The 19,689-nt window shown below is 62.6% G+C and carries 13 protein-coding genes; 7 read left to right on the forward strand and 6 right to left on the reverse strand.

Features of this window, described 5'->3' with window-relative positions; genetic code table 11:
* Positions 1-1,178 precede the first annotated feature (1,178 nt).
* From M1D93_RS21075 to M1D93_RS21100, 6 genes are all read right to left on the reverse strand, one after another.
* A complete protein-coding gene (locus M1D93_RS21075) occupies positions 1,179-2,387 on the reverse strand; it encodes an acetyl-CoA C-acyltransferase (RefSeq protein WP_461175191.1) in 1,209 nt (402 codons plus the stop codon).
* An 82-nt stretch (positions 2,388-2,469) separates the two neighbouring features.
* Positions 2,470-3,573, reverse strand: coding sequence for a 3-hydroxyacyl-CoA dehydrogenase family protein (locus tag M1D93_RS21080; protein ID WP_461175192.1), 1,104 nt, complete (start codon positions 3,571-3,573; stop codon positions 2,470-2,472).
* An 18-nt stretch (positions 3,574-3,591) separates the two neighbouring features.
* Entirely contained in the window at positions 3,592-5,103 is a 1,512-nt protein-coding gene (locus tag M1D93_RS21085; RefSeq protein ID WP_461175193.1) for an aldehyde dehydrogenase family protein, read from the reverse strand.
* Positions 5,100-6,302: an acyl-CoA dehydrogenase family protein gene (locus tag M1D93_RS21090; RefSeq protein ID WP_461175194.1), complete on the reverse strand. Its 1,203-nt coding sequence runs from the start codon at positions 6,300-6,302 to the stop codon at positions 5,100-5,102. The genes M1D93_RS21085 and M1D93_RS21090 overlap by 4 nt, the downstream gene beginning before the upstream one ends.
* Positions 6,286-7,542, reverse strand: coding sequence for a CaiB/BaiF CoA transferase family protein (locus M1D93_RS21095; RefSeq protein WP_461175195.1), 1,257 nt, complete (start codon positions 7,540-7,542; stop codon positions 6,286-6,288). Before M1D93_RS21095 ends, M1D93_RS21090 begins: the two co-directional genes overlap by 17 nt.
* Before the next feature lie 34 nt (positions 7,543-7,576).
* A complete protein-coding gene (locus M1D93_RS21100) occupies positions 7,577-8,935 on the reverse strand; it encodes an aminotransferase class III-fold pyridoxal phosphate-dependent enzyme (protein ID WP_461175196.1) in 1,359 nt (452 codons plus the stop codon).
* A 125-nt stretch (positions 8,936-9,060) separates the two neighbouring features.
* Here M1D93_RS21100 and M1D93_RS21105 point away from each other — a divergent pair, with 125 nt between their 5' ends.
* The 7 genes from M1D93_RS21105 (at position 9,061) to M1D93_RS21135 (ending at position 19,661) form a co-directional block, all read left to right on the forward strand.
* Entirely contained in the window at positions 9,061-10,500 is a 1,440-nt protein-coding gene (locus M1D93_RS21105; RefSeq protein WP_461175197.1) for a PucR family transcriptional regulator, read from the forward strand.
* A 250-nt stretch (positions 10,501-10,750) separates the two neighbouring features.
* On the forward strand, positions 10,751-11,905 hold the full coding sequence (locus tag M1D93_RS21110; protein WP_461175198.1) for an alcohol dehydrogenase catalytic domain-containing protein: 1,155 nt from the start codon (positions 10,751-10,753) through the stop codon (positions 11,903-11,905).
* A 33-nt stretch (positions 11,906-11,938) separates the two neighbouring features.
* Complete coding sequence (locus tag M1D93_RS21115) at positions 11,939-13,426, forward strand: flavin-containing monooxygenase (protein ID WP_461175199.1); 1,488 nt, start codon at positions 11,939-11,941, stop codon at positions 13,424-13,426.
* Between the two features lie 53 nt (positions 13,427-13,479).
* On the forward strand, positions 13,480-14,376 hold the full coding sequence (locus M1D93_RS21120; protein WP_461175200.1) for an alpha/beta hydrolase: 897 nt from the start codon (positions 13,480-13,482) through the stop codon (positions 14,374-14,376).
* A 102-nt stretch (positions 14,377-14,478) separates the two neighbouring features.
* Positions 14,479-15,987, forward strand: coding sequence for an NAD-dependent succinate-semialdehyde dehydrogenase (locus tag M1D93_RS21125; RefSeq protein ID WP_461175201.1), 1,509 nt, complete (start codon positions 14,479-14,481; stop codon positions 15,985-15,987).
* A 913-nt stretch (positions 15,988-16,900) separates the two neighbouring features.
* Positions 16,901-18,451 carry an APC family permease gene (locus M1D93_RS21130; protein WP_461175202.1) on the forward strand — a complete coding sequence of 517 codons (1,551 nt, stop codon included), beginning with the start codon at positions 16,901-16,903 and terminating at the stop codon, positions 18,449-18,451.
* Between the two features lie 10 nt (positions 18,452-18,461).
* Positions 18,462-19,661 carry a cytochrome P450 gene (locus M1D93_RS21135; protein WP_461175203.1) on the forward strand — a complete coding sequence of 400 codons (1,200 nt, stop codon included), beginning with the start codon at positions 18,462-18,464 and terminating at the stop codon, positions 19,659-19,661.
* The last annotated feature ends 28 nt before the right edge of the window (positions 19,662-19,689 follow it).

A 19,689-nucleotide genomic window follows, 5' to 3' on the forward strand; every position in this document is an offset into this window, starting at 1 on the left:
TCCGATCGGCGGCTGATTGACACGACACGCCGGGCTGCTGCACACGGCAGCCAGAGCCGCTAGCAGAATCTCCTCGGTTTTTCCGAGGCCGGGCTTTGTGCTGGCGCTCCCGCATCGGGTAAAAGAACCATGGGAGCCGGCCATTTAGTTCTGTCACTATCGTCATCCACGGCGCTGACCATGATGTTGCGCCGCGCTCGTGCCGTCTCCACAGGACCACCGGTCCCTGGCGAGTCCCATCAGCGGTGCTGGGCTTAGTTAGGTACGACCCACTGCTGGGGCTCAGCTAGGCGCGACCGCTGCTGGACGGGGCCACCCTTTCCCCTGCCTGCAGGCAGCCTTTCATGGCCGTCGTGTCCGGATGAGGAGAATAATCCAAAGGATTGCACCGACCAGCGTCTCGACAATGAGGACATAGGGGTCCAGGGAAGCGCGAGCTGGGTACCGGAAGTATTACCGGTGCGAATGACCCCAGGGCACCGCCTTAGCGGCCCACTGTAATGGTTCAGTGCTGGAAGAAGATAGTCAAAATCACCACCGCGGGGGCGTCTCTTTGTGCGTCCAGCTGCCAAGTAAGGCAGCAGAAAGACCGCGACAATGACAAGTCAAAGGAACGATTCCACAAGCCTGCGGATTCGGCGGTATTTCGAGCCTTATCTGCTGTGGCAAGCGGTACAGCTGAAGCTACAGCAGATGAGCTAGATAAAAGCCCCATGGGACGGCCGTGGGGAGTCCAGCCAGGAGTGTTTTGGCGCCCAGGAGCCAATAGGAATGAGGAGCCAGCAACCGGCAACCCGGGCCCGATCATCACGCGGGTCACGAGCATGCCGGCTGCCTGCAGTTGGTGTTTGAGACGGAACTCGAAACGGTGAAAGTGTTCGAATGTGATTTTTCACGGGAACACTGCACCATTTGACGGGAACGCTGCCCCTCAGCCAACTGCTGTTGGATCCCTCCGTACTAGACCCAAAGCTCGTAGCCAAGATCTTTATGGAAGTACTCCCTGCGGTCAGTGGCGTCTGCCGCTAACCACAGGCCTGAGCCGTCCGGCATTTCTTCTTCCACTATGCCCCGGCGAACAACGCGGGTGTTGTCACGGATTTCTACGATATCCCCTACATGGCTCTGCCAATCTACGGTCCGGCGGAGGTGTGTGTCGGTGTTCCACTGCTCGAACATCAGCGTTCCAGGAGCAGGGCGTCGCCCTGGCCCCCGCCTCCACACAGTGCAACCGCGGCCCGGCCGGTCTCCCGGCGGATGAGTTCGTGCACTGCCGTGACAACCAATCTGGCACCTGAAGCACCGATTGGGTGTCCAATGGCAACGGCGCCACCGTGTATGTTGATCCGGTCATCGGGCAGACCAAGCAGTTCACCAGAATGCGACGCAACTGAAGCGAAGGCCTCGTTGATCTCTACCACGTCGAGTTCCTCGGCTGTCCAGCCCTCGCGCTCCAGGGCCGTTCGGATGGCTTTAGCGGGCTTATCTGGAAGGGACGTGTCAGGACCGGCGATTTGGCCGTGGGCCCGCAGCGTTGCGACGATGTCCCACCCATGCCTCTGAGCAGTTTCCAGGGTGGTGAGCACGACTGCCGCGGCGCCATCGGTCAATGGGGAAGCGTTGCCCGCTGTCACCGTCCCATCCGGGGAGAAGGCGGGGCGGAGCCGGGCCAGGGACTTTTGTGAAGCGTCGGGACGGATGCCTTCGTCCAGGGTTACTTCGAGGACGCCCTTTCGGGTGGGAACCTTAACCGGGATGATTTCCTGGGCCCACACTCCTGATTCCTGTGCCGCCGCTGCCCGTAAGTGAGAGGTAACGGCGGCGGCGTCTTGTGTTACCCGTGAGATCCCCAGTGCCGAGTTGGCACGGTCAGTAGCTAGGCCCATGGCCTCGTGGTCGAACGCGTCGGTTAAGCCGTCGTGGGCGGCTGCATCAACCAGCGTGAGCGTCCCGTAGGCATTCCCCGTCCGGGTTCCTGCGACGAGGCGGGGGGCTTGGCTCATGGACTCCTGGCCGCCGGCGACGACTACGGTTGCGTCGCCGAGGCGCAGCATTCGGGCGGCCTCGATGATGGCTGACAGTCCCGAGAGGCACACTTTGTTCACTGTGACCGCCGGTGCACTCAGGGGTATTCCCGCAGCGACTGCGCTCTGCCGGGCAGGGTTTTGACCGGCCCCTGACTGGAGAACTTGTCCCATGATGACGGCGTCGACGATGTCTGCCGGGATGCCGGCGCGTGCAAGGGCACCAGCGATAGCTGCTCCGCCGAGTTCAACTGCTGTAAGTGGTGCCAGTTGGCCCAGCAGGCGTCCCTGGGCGGTGCGGGCTGCGCCCACAATAACGACGTCCCTTGGGTCGGTCGATCGGAAGACGGTCTCTGTTTTCAATGCAAATGCTCCGGGTTTCGATGGTGGAGACGGCCGGAAGTAACTTCGGGTGGCCGTTCTTCGTTCTGATTGCTTGTGCAGGTCATGTTGTGAGGAGGCGGGTAAGGCCGCCGGGCGGGAAATTGGCACCGAGGCTCATGCAGCGGTCGATGTCCTCCCAGGCGGCGATGACTCCCTCGTCCAGCATCAATTGGGCTTCTTGGGCCAGGGCATCGCGGACTCGACGCCGCACCCGGTCCGGGTCCACTTCGTGCGGCTCCGGGGGCAGTATCAGGGCCGCCGGCGGTACCTTGCCGTTTTCATCGAAGAAGCCCGGCAGTCCGGCCTCGACTACCGCAGTGAGAGAAGCTGACCGGCCGAAACGATCGGGGTAAGCCCGATGCAACGTGTCGCAGATGTGCCGTTGTACCGCGGGACCGATGTACCCGATCAGGTGCAGGGGCGTCATGGGCAAACCCCATGTTTCGAGGGAACGGTCAACGGTGGTGGGGTCCCCGCCTTTATCGATTTCGGCGAGAATTTCGCTGAACAGGCGCGTGAGGAGCCGGTTGACGACAAAACCAGGCGTGTCAGCGACCGGCACGGCTGTTTTGCCCAGCCGTTCGGCGAGATCCCCCGCGGTCAACAGGGCTGCATCGGATGAAGACGGAGTCCGGACCAGTTCAACGAGCGGGAGGACAGCGACCGGATTGAAGAAATGGAACCCGAGCACCCTTTCGGGGTGCCTGAGGCCACGGGCCATCCCGGTGACCGAAAGCGAGGATGTGTTGGTGAGCAAAAGCGCATCGGGCGCAATGGAGTCCTCCAACTGCCGGAAAACTGTGCGTTTCGTCTTCTGGTCCTCAAAGACCGCCTCAATGGCCGCGTCACACCCCCTGAACCCAGAGGGATCCGTTGTGCCGCGGATCAGCCCGGCGATTTCTGCTGCCTCTCCCGGTTGGAGCCTGCCTCGAGACTCCTGCCGCTCGAGGTGCCCGCGGATCCGGTGAAGGGCGGCGGACACCCTGTCGGCAGAAAGATCGCTGATGAGGACGGGAACGCGGAGCTTGTCCGCGACCAACAGGACGAGCTGGGTTGCCATGAGACCTGCGCCAACGACGCCGAAGGTTTCAATGGTTTTCAGCCGCCCAGGGTTGTCGGCTGGGACGGCCACGGCGTCGGCCGTTCGTGAAAGTGTGTGGGACATCTGATCCTGCTTCCGTTCCTACCCTCGGAGGTAGACCGTTGTCGTGTGTGTGTAAAAGTCTTTTGCCGCGCCGCCTTGTTCCTTTGGCCCGAGGCTGCTTTTCTTTGATCCGCCGAACGGTACATGGGGATCTGAACCGGCAGATTCCGAATTGAGGTGAAGGATGCCCACATTGAGGGCTTCGACTGCTTCCAGCGCTGTCGCCAGATCACGGGTAAACACCGCCGCGGACAAGCCGAACTCGGACTCTTCTGCCAGACCGAATGCCTCCTCCGTGGTCGCGGCCCGGCGGACCGCCAGGACGGGGCCGAAAAGCTCTTCCCGCCAGGCGAGGTTGGCAGATCCGGCTTGGCCCGCAGGGAGTTCGAGCACAGTGGGGGCGATGAAGGCGCCGGGAGTGCCGGCAAAAGGATTCTTCGCAGACGTGCCGGCGACGGCAACGGCACCGGCCCCTACGGCTGTGTCGATTGCGCTCGTGATCGACCTGCGCGCCGCTTCGTTGATCACAGGCCCCATCTGTACTTCCGGGTCAACGGGGTCCCCGGTTTGCCAGGTGCCGAGCCGGAGCGTGAGGCGCTCCAGGAATTCGTCGGCGATGGAGTCCGCGAGAATGAGCCGTGAGGTTGCGGTACATTTCTGGCCAGTGGAGCGGAACGCCCCGAAAAGCACCTGCTCCGAGGCTAGATCCAGATCAGCATCGGCCAGGACCAGCGCCGCGTTCTTGCCTCCCATTTCTCCTTGCATGGGAATCCCCCGGACGGCAGCCTGGGCTGCCAGTGCACGTCCGACCCCTGAGGAGCCGGTGAAGGACATGGCGTCCACGCCTGGGCTCTGAACAAGGGCTGTCCCGAGAGGGCCGGGGCCAACGATCAGGTTAAGTACCCCGGCGGGCAGCCCGGCGCTGATGAGAGCGTCGGCAAAGCGCATGGCGAGAAGCGGGACGGTGGAAGCGGGTTTCCACACCACGGTGTTACCGTGCACCAGGGCAGGAGCGATCTTCCATGCCGGGATGGCGATCGGAAAATTAAACGGGGTGATGATGGCGACGACGCCCAGCGGCTTACGCGTTACGAGGATACGTTCCCCGGGCCGGGGCGAAGCAAAGTGTTCCCCGGCCGCGCGGTCACCCTCTGCGGCGAAGTAGCGCAGGATGTGAGCTGCACGGAGCACCTCTGCCTTTCCCTCGGTCAGGGTCTTGCCTTCTTCGCGGGAAAGTTCGAGGCCAAGTACGTCGGCTTGGGACTCCAGGGCTGCGGCCGCTCGAGAGAGGACGGCGCCGCGTTCGTGAATCGGGGTGCGGCTCCAGGCCCGCTGTGAGCCGCGCGCCGCCAGGATGGCTTTGTCGAGATCCTCAAGGACGGCAACGCCGCCTTCGGCAACTATCTCCTCGGGGCGGCTGGGATTGACAGAGGTAAGGTGGCTGCCGTTGCCTGGTACCCAGTCTCCGTTGATGAGGAGCCCGAGCTGCACCGTCCCCGTTGCACCGGGGGCGGTGCCTGACGTGTCGGGTGCAGCAACGGCGGCACTCACCGAAAGGCTCCTATACCTGTTAGCTTCTGGCCGAGGATGAGGGTGTGGACCTCGTCAGTGCCTTCGTACGTACGAACGGATTCAAGGTTGTTTGCGTGGCGAAGGGGCGAGTGTTCGAGGGTTATCCCGTTTCCGCCCAGGATTGTGCGTGCTTCACGGCAGATTTCGATAGCTTCCCGGCAGTTATTGAGCTTGCCCACGCTGATCTGATGGTTCTGCAGCTTGCCGGCGTCTTTCAGCCGTCCCAGGTGCAGGGCCAGAAGGAAGCCCTTGTTGATCTCCAGCGCCATGTTCACGAGCTTCTGCTGGGTCAACTGGTAACCGGCCAGGGGCCGTTCGAACTGGAGCCGATTCTTGGAATAGTCCAAGGCATCTTCGAAGGCGTCGCGCGCGGCGCCCATGGTGCCCCAGGCAATGCCGTAACGGGCTTCGTTGAGGCAGCTAAAAGGGCCGCGCAGGCCAGTGACATTCGGCAGGACTGCCTCGGCAGGCAGGCGTACGTCATCGAGGGTGATTTCACATTGGACAGAAGCGCGCATTGATAGCTTCGGCTGAATTGGGGTGGCGGTAAAGCCCCGCGTCTGGGTTGGTACGACGAATCCGCGCACGCCGGTGTCCGTCTGGGCCCATATAACGGCCACCTGGGCCACGTTGGCGAGTCCGATCCACCGCTTGGAGCCGGTCAATATCCAGTCCTCGCCGTCGCGGCGGGCAAAAGTGGCCATGGCAGAGGGGTCGGAACCGGCAGTGGGTTCCGTAAGGCCAAAGCATCCGATGGCGGTGCCGGCAGCCATCTGGGGAAGCCATTCCTCTTTCTGTTCCTCAGAACCGTGCTTTGAAATTGCCGACATGGCCAGAGAACCCTGGACGGAAACGAACGTGCGTATGCCTGAATCACCGGCTTCGAGTTCGGCAGCGGCCAACCCGTAGTCCACTGCGCTTCCCCCGGCGCAGCCGTAGCCTGTCAAATGCATTCCGAGCAGGCCAAGTTTGGCCAGATCAGGGACGATTTCCAGCGGGAACCGGGCCTCTTCATACCAGGTTGCGATGTTCGGTTTGATTTCCTCCCGAACGTAATTCCGGACCCGGTCACGCAGGGCGATTTCCTCGTCCGTGAGGAGGGTATCGAAGGAGATCAGGTCCGAGGGATCGAGCGCGGCAGCGGCCTCGACGTCGGCGGAACTAGGGGCGAGAGTCATGATGGGGTCCCTCCTGGGCATAAACGACTTCTGAATGGGCGGCACTTTGGGGGGTAGAGATGAGCGTCTTGGTCTTTGCCTGCCGCAGCCAGTCCAGCACGTCTGCGGTGTGCTCGCCGAGGGCGGGTGGAGCTTGGGTCCGGGGCGGCAGTGCCGGCGTCCAGGTGATCGGGTGCCGGATCTGGCGGCCGGTAACGTTCCCGTGGGCGTCATGGACGTCAATGGTCGGCTTCAGACCCAGTAATTCGGCGTAGGCGATGCCTTCACCTATGCCGGCCACGGGGCCGGCCGGTACTCCCACGGAAACCAGCCGGTCCTGCCATTCCTTCGCTCCAGCGCCTGCTAGCCCGGCTTCCAGCAGTTGGACAAGTTCCCGCCGATGGCTGACCCGGGCAGAGTTGGTGACAAACCGGGGATCAGCGGCAAGCGCCGGCTTGCCGATGGCGCTGGCGAGCTTGGCGAACTGCGAGTCGTTACCAACGGCAACGGCCAGTGGGTCATCACCTGTGGCAAGAAGTTGATAAGGAACGATGGAAGGGTGGTCATTGCCCAGCCGGGTCGGAGTAACACCGGCGCCGAGGTATGCCTGACCCTGGTTGGCAAGGGCGCCCTGAAGGCTCGATAGAAGATTGACCTCGATCCGCCTGCCCCGACCCGTGGAATTACGTTCGGAAAGGGCGGCGAGGATGCCGATCGTGGCATCTTTCGCTGTCAGTACGTCAACCAGGGCGACGCCCACTTTATAGGCGTCGCCCTCCGGGTCACCGGTAATACTCATCAGTCCGCCGACAGCCTGAACTATGAAGTCGTATCCGGGCAGATCACGGCCGCCTTCGGAGCCGAAACCCGAAATTGATGCGTACACCAGGCCTGGGTTCTCCTCGGCCAGTGACTCATATCCGAGGCCCAGCTTGGCGAGCCCTCCGGGTTTGAAGTTCTCCACCAGGACGTCGGCGCGGCGGGCCAGTTCCCGGGCAAGCTCCAGGTCTTCCGGGTCGGTCAGGTCAAGGGTGACGGATTCCTTGTTCCGGTTGACGCTTTCGAAGTAGGTCGCACCTGTCTTTGAGGAAGGCGGCGCCCACTGCCGGGTGTCATCTCCGGTTCCGGGGCGCTCGACCTTGATGACCCGGGCACCGAGATCGGCCAGAGTCATGGTCGCGAGCGGACCGGCGAGCACGCGGGAGAAATCGGCGACGACGATCCCCTCCAGTGGTGCGCCGGAGTCCGCTCCCGCCCTCATAGCTGACCCCGCCGGGTCCGCCTTCCCCGGAAAATCATGACAATACCGACCGGATGGATGCCTCCAGCACTGCAAGGCCCTCGTCGAGGACGTCCGCTTCGATCCCGAGCGGAGGCAGCAGCCGGATGATGTTTCCGTTGGTCCCGCAGGTAAGAGTCAGGACACCATGAGCGTTGGCTGCCTTCGCGGCCGTGGTGGCGAGGTCTTTACGGGGCCCGGAGGCATCGCGGAATTCGATCGCCATCATTGCACCCCTGCCGCGAACGTCTGTGACGCCGTCAAGTTCAACGAGCGGCTCCAGGCGGCGCCTGACTGCGGCTTCGATGGCAGTGGCGTTCTCCAGAAGCTTGCCGTCTTCGAGGAGTTCGAAGACAGCCAGAGCGGCCTCGCAGGCTACAGGGTTCCCAGCGTATGTCCCGCCGAGACCGCCGGTGTGGACAGCGTTCATCAGTTCGGCGCGGCCGGTTGCGGCCGAAAGCGGCAATCCGCCGCCAAGAGCTTTCGCGGTCAGTGTGATGTCGCCGGCGATACCTTCGTGCTCGGAAGCGAACAGCGTTCCGGTGCGGCCCATTCCGGCCTGGATCTCATCGATAACCAGGACGATGCCGTGGCGGGTCGCGATTTCACGGATGCCTTCGAGGTACCCGGGGGCCTGGACAATGAAGCCGCCTTCGCCCTGAATCGGTTCGATAACCATAGCGGCGAACGTTTCCGCGCCGTGTTCTGCCAGAAGTGCCTCGATCTGTTCCAGGGCCTTCCCGGGTCCATCAGGAGAGGTGTGTGCGGGCGCCGTCGGTCCGCGGAAAACTGAGCCCGGCAGAGGTCCGAAGTTGAGCCGGTACGGGTTCTCCTTTGCCGTCATCGCCATGGTGAGCTGGGTGCGGCCGTGGTATGCCTCGTCGAAGACGAGAACATTGGGCCTGCGCGTAGCCGACCGGGCGACCTTAATAGCGTTTTCTACAGCCTCCGCGCCGGTGGTGAACAGCGCGGTCCGCTTCTCGAAGTCACCGGGGGTGTGCTCGTTGAGCCATCGGCAGACTTCAACGAAGGACTTATATTCGGTCACCATGAAGCAGGTGTGGGTGAAGCGCTCAAGCTGGGCGGCGGCCCGCTTGGCCACCTTCGGGTTGGCAGCACCAACGCTGGTCACGGCGATGCCTGAGGCGAAATCAATCAGATGGTTTCCGTCAACGTCTACGAGCAGCGCGTCCTGCGCGTGGTCGATGAACACGGGCAGAGTGATACCAAAAGCGTCGGTGACGTGCTGGCGGCGCTCGGCCTCCAGCTCGCGGGAACGCGGGCCCGGAAGCTCGGTGAGCAGGCGGCGTGCTATGGCCTTAACGGCGGCCGGATCTTTGGCCTGATTTGCGGCGAGTTCTGATGTGACAGTCATAGGTCCTCCTCGTGTGGTGAAATCCACCATAGGGACAGTCCGATCACGTGTCGTTAGACGATTCGTCCAACCATAAATAAGGATCAGTCACAACGTACAAAAATGGGGTCGCCTATGATTTACACATGATCACCCTCGCAAGGCTTGTTGAGGCTGCAAAACGGGACTTGACGCCCTACTGGCCCATTCCGCTCCCCCGCGTTGAACTGACGGGCGTGCACGTCTCCGAACTCGAGGATCCCACAATGTTCCTCTACGGCGGCGAGCTTCTCCTCACTGTCGGACTGCAGCTCACCGGCCTGGATGGAGACGCGCGCCAAGAGGCGGCTAAAAACTATGTGCAACGTCTCGTGGAAGGCGGCGTAGCTGCGCTGGGTCTCGGCTTGGGCTCAGGACATGCCATGGTGCCGGACGAACTGCGGGCGGCATGCGTAACTGCCGAGCTTCCTCTTCTGACTGTTCCCCGCGAGTCCCCGTTCCTGGCCGTGTCGCGCGCATACTGGGAGCTTGTCAGGCAGGGCGGCGAAGCCGAACTCACCGCTCTGTTAGGGCTTCAGGTGGCACTGACGCGGGCCGCCGCGCAGGATGACGCGGAACCGGAGATTGTCCGGGAATTGTCCCGCGCTCTGGGAACCTGGGTTGCATACCTGCCTGAAGGCGACGGGCTCCCATCCTCGGCTGCCAACGGTGCTGAACTGCCGCCGGGACTGCTGACCGAACTCACGCGGGAATCTGCCATTTTGCGGGACGCACGCCGGGGTGCCACCGGCAATGTCCAACTGGCATCCGGTGTTGCTTCCCTCTACCCGGTATCTGACGGTCCGTCCGCCTCGGGCTACCTGGCGTTAGGCAGAAGCGGGCAACTGGCTGCTGCCGAGCGGCACTTGTTCCTCACCGCATCTACGCTCCTGGCGGCCAGGGCAGCCGGACAGCGGAACGCCGCGGCCGAGCGTCGACGTGCTGAGGGTATGCTCGCAGCGCTGGTGCTGGAAGGACACGACGATGCAGCCCGGCTCCTTGCAAAGCAGATGGACTCCGCCCCGCTACCGGAAACAGCCTTCGTCGCCGTCCTGCCCGATAGCGAACAGCTGGCGGCGCAGCACGCCCTGTCCGGGCTGGTACTTGAGCGTTCCGGGGTCGTATTTGTGCTTCAGGCAGCGTCGAGCCCTTATCCGACGCTGCCGAAAGGGGTCCGCGGTGCATGGGGTGGACCGATGCCTCTGCGGCGCCTTCACGAAATCGGCTCGCAGGTGGCCGAGGTCGCCGCCTCAGCGCCCGCCGGTCAGCTAATACGCGTTGGTCACGGTCTCGACCTGCCGGCAGATGAATGGGTGGAGGAACTAGCCTCCCATCCCGGGCAGCTACTTGAAACGGTTCGCTCCTACCTGGCGCACCGCGGGCAATGGGAGGCGGCCGGCCGTGAACTGGGAGTGCACCGGAACTCGGTCCGCTACCGAATTGCCCAGGCTAAGGAACTGCTGGGGGTTGACCTGGATGACCCCGATGTAGCCGCCCAGCTCTGGCTCGCCCTTAGAGGCCGCTCCCAGACGCCCCGGAACGACTAGGCCGCATCGCCAGCCCCGCTGGCCGGAAACCCGCCTGCCACCGGCCGAAACGATCCCCTGTTGAAGCTGCTTAACCCGCGAGCCGCATGTGCCTCGCTTGAACGCGGTTACACTCTGCGACCCGCCCCCCTTTGACGCTTCGTACAAAGGAAAGCGCATATATCGACTTTCTGCACCGTGACGCGACCCTCTCGGCTGCCTAATCTCAATGGACAGTGCACAGCCTTACTGCACCACTGAGAGGACAATCGTGACGATCGAAGATACGAAGTCAACCGCGACGCCGGCCACCGGCACCAGGACCATACGCGGGGCTGTACTTGAGGCCATAGGGGCAGAGCGGCCCTACGCGGACACCCGTCCCATCCATGTGCAGAACATCGAAATCGAAGGTCCCGGCAAGGGCGAGATCCTGGTCCGTATCGAGGCAGCCGGCATATGCCACTCCGACCTTTCCGTCGTCAACGGAAACCGGCCACGACCAGTTCCGATGCTGCTCGGCCACGAGGCGGCCGGCATCGTTGAGGAAATGGGCGAGGGCGTCAATGACATCTCCTTGGGCCAGCGAGTCGTTATGACCTTCCTCCCCCGGTGCGGTGAATGCTCCGGATGCAATTCCAATGGTAAAACGCCGTGCGAGCAGGGCAGCGCTTCCAATACTGAAGGAACGCTGCTGGGCGGAAACCGCAGACTCTCCCGCGAGGGTGAGCCCATTCAGCACCACCTTGGAGTCTCGGCATTCGCATCACACGCCGTGGTCTCCCGCCGTTCCGTTGTGCCGGTCGGGTCCGACGTCCCGGGGCACATCGCCGCTTTGCTCGGATGTGCCCTTCTCACTGGCGGAGGAGCCATCCTCAATGTCGCCAAGCCGGCGCCTTCCGCCCGGGTAGCCATCGTCGGTCTCGGCGGAGTCGGCATGGCGGCACTCATTACAGCCATCGCTACCGGAGTTAACCACGTCGTCGGCATTGATACCTTGCCAGCCAAGCTGAAAGCCGCCCGGAACCTTGGTGCCGCGGACGCCATGACCTCTGCTGATGCCCTGGAACGCGGCGAAAAGTTCGACGCCGTCATCGAAGCCGCCGGACACCCGCGCGCTCTGGAAGCTGCCATCGCACTGACTAAGCCCGGCGGCATCACTGTCACCGTGGGATTGCCGGCACCCGGCCAGTCGGTCTCCATCGACCCCCTGACCCTGACAGCAGAGGCCCGGTCAATCGTGGGCAGCTACCTCGGCTCGGCAGTCCCGGAACACGACATCCCGATCTACGAACAGCTCTGGCGATCCGGCCAGTTGGCCGTTGAAGGCCTCGTCTCGGACACGATCCCGCTCGAAGAAATCAACCGCGCCATGGACACACTCGACGGCGGTCACGCACTGCGCCAAATCATCACCTTTTCCTGACCACCCACATTCCAGCTCCGAAGTGAGAACATCATGACATCCACAAATGACCACATCTACAGCGCAATCATCATCGGTGCAGGCTTCGGCGGCCTGGGCCAGGGAGCCCAGTTCGTCCAGGAAGGCATAGAGGACTTCCTGATCCTCGAGCGCGGCAACGATGTGGGAGGCGTGTGGCGCGAAAACACCTATCCCGGTGCCGCTTGCGACACCCAAGCCCTGATCTACTGCTACAGCTACTTCCTGAACCTCAAGGTAACCCGGATGTTCGCCGGCCAGGAGGAACTTCAGGGCTACCTGCGTTCCATGGTTGAGGAATTCGGGCTCGGCAAGCACATCCACTTCGGCCAGAACATCACCGCGACTGAATGGGACCAGGACCGCCGCCTTTGGACCGTGCACACGGCCGACGGCTCGGAGTTCCTGACCCGTTCGGTGGTGGGTGCCTGGGGCCAGCTGACCGAACCAAACATCCCCAACTTCCCCGGCACCGAAACCTTCGAAGGCGTAACCTTCCACTCCTCCAAGTGGCGGCACGACCTGGACCTGACCGGCAAACGCGTCGCTTCCATCGGCTCCGCTGCAACTGCCGTTCAGTACGTGCCCGAGGTCGCCAAGATCGCATCGAACCTGACTGTATTCCAGCGTTCAGCCAACTACATTCTCCCCCGCGACCAGCACATCTTCACCGAGGAAGAGAGCGCCCGCTTCCAGGAAAACCCGGACACCTACCGCCAGCTGCGCCAGGAAATCCACGAATTCCGAGAAGTCGGATTCGAACGTACCCGCCGCCACACCGCAGCTTCCGAGGAAGGGGTCGAACTGGCCCGCCAGCACCTCGAAAACCAGGTCTCTGACCCTGAGCTGCGGGCCAAACTCACCCCCGACTACGACTTCGGCTGCAAGCGCATCCTGCGGAGCGATGATTTCTACCCCGCACTGACCCGCGAGAACGTAGAGCTCGTGACAGAGGCAATCACGGAATTCACTCCCCGTGGCCTCCGCACCGCTGACGGTGTCGAGCACGAATTTGATGTCATCATCTACGCCACCGGGTTCAAGAGCCACGCCTTCATGGGATCCATGCGCGTCTCAGGGCGGGACGGAATCGGCCTCGACGAGCGGTGGGGCAACGCCCCGGAAGCCTACCTGGGCATCACCGTCGACAACTTCCCCAACCTCTTCCTGGTCTACGGCCCAAACACTAACCTCAACCACAACTCGAACCTGTCAATGATGGAGGCCCAGCACCGCTACATCGCCCAGGCTGTCCAGTACATCGCGGCCGATGAATCACGGATCCTGGAAGTAGACCGGGCGGTAGTTGAGAAGTTCAACGAACACGTCCAGGAAGAACTCCAGAAGTCCGCGTTCTCCTCCGAATGCTCCTCCTGGTACAAGAACGAGGACGGCCGCGTCATCAACAACTGGTCCGGAACTGTCGAAGAATACCGGGCCCACACTCACGACCTCCAGCTTGAGGACTACCTGCAGCTGGCCGGATCCGGGCCCGCAAAGTGACAAAAACCGACCGGTTCAGCGGCAGGCGTGTAGCACCAGACGCTGCAGAGGTTTTGCAGAAATTCCGGGCCTCCGGCGGGCGCCCGTTTCACTCCTACCCCGTGAAGCAGGTGCGCGAGCTCTACGAGAACAGCTGCGGGGCCAACGGACTGAGCGGTGACCTGCTGTCGTCGGTCACGAATTTCAACGTGGAGGAATTCAGGGTCCGGGTTTATGACCCCCGCAACACCGGAGGACCCACCCCCGCCGTGCTGTTTTTCCACGGCGGGGGATGGGTCATGGGGAGCCTCTCAACTCATGACGGGTTGTGCCGTCGATTGGCCTCCCTCACCAACCTGCCCGTCATTGCAGTGGACTACCGGCTTGCCCCGGAGCACCCCTACCCGGCCGCGATAGACGACAGCCGCCGCGCGATGCGTTGGCTGTTTGATGCCGGCAACGAGCACGGCTTGGACGTAACCGAGGCTGTGCTCGTCGGTGACAGCGCGGGAGGGCAATTGGCCGCAGTCCTGACTAACGAAAACGCCACCACGACGGACCCCCTGCCCGTCGTCGGCCAGGTCCTCATGTACCCCATGGTGGACCTGACCATGTCCTCGCCGTCCTACAACCGCGTCACCGATGGGTTCCCCCTGGTTGCCGACACTATCGCCTGGTTTGCGGGCCACTATCTGCCAGAGGGTGTAGACCGCTCTGCACCGGATATCAGCCCCGCCATGGCTCAGCTCCCTGCAGGACTGCCGCCAACATACGTGATCACCGTGGACAACGACCCGCTGGTTGATGAAGGCGCGAACTACGCCGCCGCACTGGCCCGGGCAGGCACGGAAGTCCTGTACCAGCACCTTCCCGGGTACGCCCATGGGCTGTTTACCTCTGCGGGACGAATTCCCCGGGGAGAACAAACAGTGGACCAGGTCGCTGCCTTTATCAGGGACCGCACTATCTGACTGAGATGGAGTACGTCCCTTCATCTGATCAATCAAAGGACGGCGATAGCCCGCACCTAAGGGCGGGGGCTATCGCCGTCACTCACGTTCTTTAGGAATTTCATGACTACTGCCCTCGTTGATCCGACTGCTGCCCCACACCAGCGTGAAGTCGATCTCCTTGCCTCTGTCCCCACCGGTTTGTTGATCGGAGGTCAGTGGCGGGACGCGTCGGACGGCGGCACGTTCGACGTTCACGACCCCGCCACCGGAAAGGTGCTCGCTACCTTGGCCTCGGCCACGAGCGAAGACGCCATCGCCGCGCTCGACGCCGCCGACACCGTCCAGGCATCCTGGGCGCGCAGCGCGTCTCGGGTACGCGCGGAGATCCTGCGCCGTGCCTTTGAGCTCGTGACCGAGCGGGCCGAGGACTTCGCGCTGCTGATGACTCTGGAGATGGGTAAGCCGCTGGCGGAATCCCGTGGCGAGGTGACCTACGGGGCGGAGTTCCTGCGGTGGTTCTCCGAAGAAACGGTCCGGGATTACGGCCGCTACCTCACCACCCCTGAAGGCAAGAACAAGATCCTGGTCCAGCACAAGCCGGTGGGACCCTGCCTGCTGATCACACCCTGGAATTTCCCGCTCGCCATGGCCACCCGCAAGGTGGCCCCGGCCATCGCCGCAGGATGCACCATGGTCCTGAAGCCGGCCAAACTGACCCCGCTGACCTCCCAGCTTTTTGCGCAAACCATGATCGAGGCCAGCCTTCCCGCCGGTGTCCTGAACGTGGTGTCCTCCTCCAGCGCCTCGGGCATCTCCGGACCGCTTCTGAAAGACGCACGCCTGCGCAAAATATCCTTCACCGGCTCAACCCCCGTGGGTAAACGCCTCATGGCGGACTCCGCGCAGAACGTGCTGCGCACCTCGATGGAGCTCGGCGGCAACGCACCCTTCATCGTGTTCGAGGACGCGGACCTGGACAAGGCAGTCGAAGGCGCCATGGCTGCCAAGATGCGGAACATGGGCGAAGCCTGCACCGCCGCCAACCGGTTCCTCGTCCAGGAATCCGTCGCCGAGGAGTTCACCGCCAAGTTCGCCGCCGCGATGGGTGCCCTGGCCACAGGCCGGGGCACCGACCCGGCCACTCAGGTGGGGCCGCTTATTGATGCCGGAGCCCGCGATGACGTACACGCCCTGGTATCCGCCGCCGTCAACGTCGGTGCCACCGCTGTTACCGGCGGCGCGCCGGTGGACGGACCCGGGTACTTCTACCAGCCCACCGTCCTCGGCAACGTCCCCAACGACGCCGCGATCCTGGGCCAGGAAATTTTCGGGCCCGTCGCCCCTGTCACCACCTTCATCACCGAGGAAGACGCCGTCCGGCTCGCGAACGCCAGCGAGTACGGTCTGGCTTCCTATGTGTACAGCCGCGACTTCAACCGGCTGCTGCGCGTTGCCGAGCAGATCGAGTTCGGCATGGTCGGCTTTAACACCGGCATCATCTCCAACGCCGCCGCACCCTTCGGCGGCGTTAAGCAATCAGGACTCGGCCGTGAAGGCGGCTCCGAGGGCATCGCCGAGTACACCACCACCCAGTACATCGGAATTGCTGATCCCTACGCCGGCAGGTAGCTGACAGGGTCCCTCGTCAGCGGGAAAACAGTACCTTAGAGCCATTTATTACCGGCCGCAGCAGCCCCAAACCCCCTCATCCGTGAGCGATCTCCCTGATCGTCCAACTCAAAAGGAATCTTGATGAAAAGCATTGTTCATCAGCAAGCTCAGGGGAGGGAACGTGAAATGGCAGCCCGACGACCGGCAGGCGCCCACGTCCCTGCCGGCCTTCCCGCAGTGCCGGGGCCAGGAGCCGCCCGCCCGCTCCTCGCCCCGGCAAGCTCTACGCCTTGGACCTGGACTGCCTCCCCTCCCCTCGAGATGAATGCAACCAGGTTCACGCGCCCATCCAGTCTTGAGCGCCAGGCGCTTGGTACCAGCACTGGTGCCCCTCATGAAATAGCGTCGGATTCTGCCGACCGCTCTCAAGTTCTGCCTAAAGCTGCCGTTCATGTTTTTGACAGCGTCGACTCACAGGACGGCTGCGAAGAGGGTTGCCATTACTGCAACGGCCCGGAAACTGACTGACACCTGCAGATACGGCGGCAACCACCCGGTGGCCATTGCTGAGCAACGGCCCTGTTCTCACCAAAACCCGGTAACGCACATAGCCCGTGGCGAGCGGGCCTGTGGAAGCACAGTCCAAGGAGGTGCATTCAACAATCTGAAATCCCATGTTTTACATCGCAGTAACACGATGGAACCAAAACGGATGATTTTCCCGGCCAAAATGGGGCTATCACCCTACTGACCGGCCGTCTACCGTTCCGAGTTGAACAGCTCCTCAAAATCCCTCATTCGTCACTTGCGATTTCAAACATCTAAAACTAGAGTTATCGGTGACGCGGATCACGATGAGCGATTCCAGCCCCCAAGCAGATTTCTTTCCTTTCAGCGATAGGCGGCGGCGCAGCCGTCCAAAGGAGTCCCCATGTCCACCAGTGCCAAGAGTGCGGACCACTCTCCAATAGATGAAGACGCCGAGCAACTCGCCCGGCTGGGCTACACGTACGAAAAACAGTTCAAGCGGGAAATGTCGTTCTGGGGGAACGTCTCTCTCGGATTCACCTATCTCTCACCAGTTGTAGGCGTCTACACCCTCTTCGCCTCGTCCCTTGGCCTGGGCGGGCCACCCATGATCTGGTCATTCCTGATCGTCGGGTTGGGTCAGCTGTTCGTCGCTCTGGTATTCGGCGAGATTGTTTCCAACTACCCCGTAGCTGGAGGTGTCTACCCGTGGGCAAGGCGCCTGTGGGGGGCCAAGTGGGGCTGGATGACGGGCTGGGTCTACCTCATTGCCCTGCTGACCACCATCGCTGGTGTCGCATATGGTGCAGGAACATTCCTTGATGCCCTGGTCGGCATGGAGTCAACGACGACGTCCACCATCATTTGCGCCATTGCACTCATCCTGGCGGCGACGGCGATCAACCTGGGTGGGACCAAGCTGCTCAGCAAAGTTGCAATGCTCGGCCTCTTCGCCGAACTGGGTGGGGCGCTCGTTGTCGGCATCTGGCTCCTCGTTGCCGCACGCCAGCATGACCTCAGTGTCCTCTTCAACTCCTTCGGCGCCGGGGGTGACGGGAGCACATACTTCGTCGCGTTTGCGGCTGCAGCCCTCATCGGGATCTACCAGTACTACGGGTTCGAGGCCTGCGGTGACGTCGCCGAAGAAGTTCCCAACCCCGGTGTCCGAATTCCCAAAGCCATGCGCATGACGATTTACATCGGAGGCTTCGCCGCCACCTTCGTCTGCCTGTCCCTCATCCTCGCGGTACCTGACTACGCCGCCGTCATCTCCGGAGAGAACACTGACCCCGTCGGCACAGTCCTTGCCGGCGCGTTCGGCGAATTTGGCTACAAAGTCGTCCTGGCGATCGTGCTCATCTCCTTCCTTTCCTGCGTCATGAGCCTGCAGGCTGCAGCGAGCCGCCTAAGCTACTCCATGGCCCGTGACCGCATGCTCCCTGCCAGCCACCTCCTCGCCCAGTTCCAGGAAAAGCGTCACGTTCCGCCGTACTCACTGCTGTTGGCCTGCGTCGTGCCTGTCCTGATCATCCTCGGATCCGTTGTCTCTCCTGACGCTCTGGTCGTGATCGTCTCTTTCGCCGCGCTGGGAATCTACCTGGGCTTCCAGCTGGTCGTCCTCGCCGCCCTGCGTGCCCGCCTCAAAGGCTGGAAGCCGTCAGGAGCGTTCCAGCTCGGCAAGTGGGGTGTGCCGGTGAACATTGCCGCCCTGACCTGGGGCGTACTGGGCATCACCAACATGGTCTGGCCACGAACCCCCGACAGCCCCTGGTTCGTCAACTACCTCGTCCTGCTCTCCGCCGTGGTCGTCGTCGGAGTAGGCCTGATTTACCTATTCGCCAAAAAGCCCTACACCTACAGCGATGCCCCTGCAGCGGACGCCGTCCCGACCAACGGGAGCAACCGTTCGGTGGCAGAAAACGCCCAGTCCAGCAACGTTGAAAACTACCTGTGAGAGAACGATCATGACTACACCCATTGCTGAAGCCCCGTACCTGGATATTTCCGATCCCACCTTCGCGATGCAGTCCGAAGCACTTCGGAACGCCCGCGAACAAAGCTGGTACGCACGCACAAACTACGGAATCGCCGTCCTTCGCTATGAGGAAGTCACCAAGCTCCTCAAGGACCCCCGGCTGAAGCAGGGCAGCGCTCAGTGGCCCCAACACCACGGTGTCCACAGTGGCCTGTTCTATGACTGGTGGACCAAGAACCTCCTGGTCCTTGAGGGCGAAGACCACCACCGCATCCGCCGGCTCTTGAACCCTGCCTTCTCGCCCCGGTTGCTGAAGTCACTGGTTCCCAGGTTCCAGGCCCTGGCCAACGAACTTGTCGACGCGTTCATAGACAAGGGCGAATGTGAATTCGTCAGTGACTTCGCCGAGCCCTACGCCACCCGCGTGCTGACCATCATGCTGGGAATCCCGGAATCCGAATGGCCGACCATCGCCCGCCTCGCCTCGACCATCGGCCTAGCCTTGGGAGTAACCCTCAAGCAGGATCTTCACAAGGTCGAAGAAGCCCTGGCCGAGTTGTACGAGTACGCCGAGGAACTCATCAAGGACCGCCAGGCCAACCCGGGCGAAGACTTTGTCAGCCGTCTGGTGCTTGCAAGCCGGGACGGCGACAGCCTCAGCGACGCCGAACTCCGGAACGCACTTGTACTGCTGATCTTTGGCGGCATGGACACCACCCGTAACCAGCTCGGACTCGCGATGCAGTCGTTCATACGCAATCCGGATCAGTGGGAGCTTCTGGCAGAACGCCCCGAGCTTGGATCCAAGGCCGTTGAAGAAGTCATGCGGATCAACCCCACAGTTACGTGGGTGACCCGGGAGGCGGTCGAAGACTTCAGCTACGAAGGACTGGACGTCCCCAAGGGCACAACCGTCCACCTCTTCACGCAAAGCGCCGGCACCGATCCCAGAGCTTTCCCCGAACCGGAAATGAACCTCCTGGGCGAGCACGCACCGCACCACGGCTTCGGCGGCGGCGTCCACCACTGCCTCGGTCACTTTGTCGCACGATCAGACATGAGCGAAGCTCTCCCGCTCCTGGCGCGGCGGCTCCGCAACCCCCACATCAACGGCGCGGACGAATGGATGCCTGACTCCGGCAACACGGGCCCGATCCGGCTGCCAATCAGCTTCACCAAAGGCGAATAGCCGGACCCGCCCCCAACAGACCCACAAG

Source organism: Arthrobacter sp. Z1-9, from assembly GCF_054792695.1.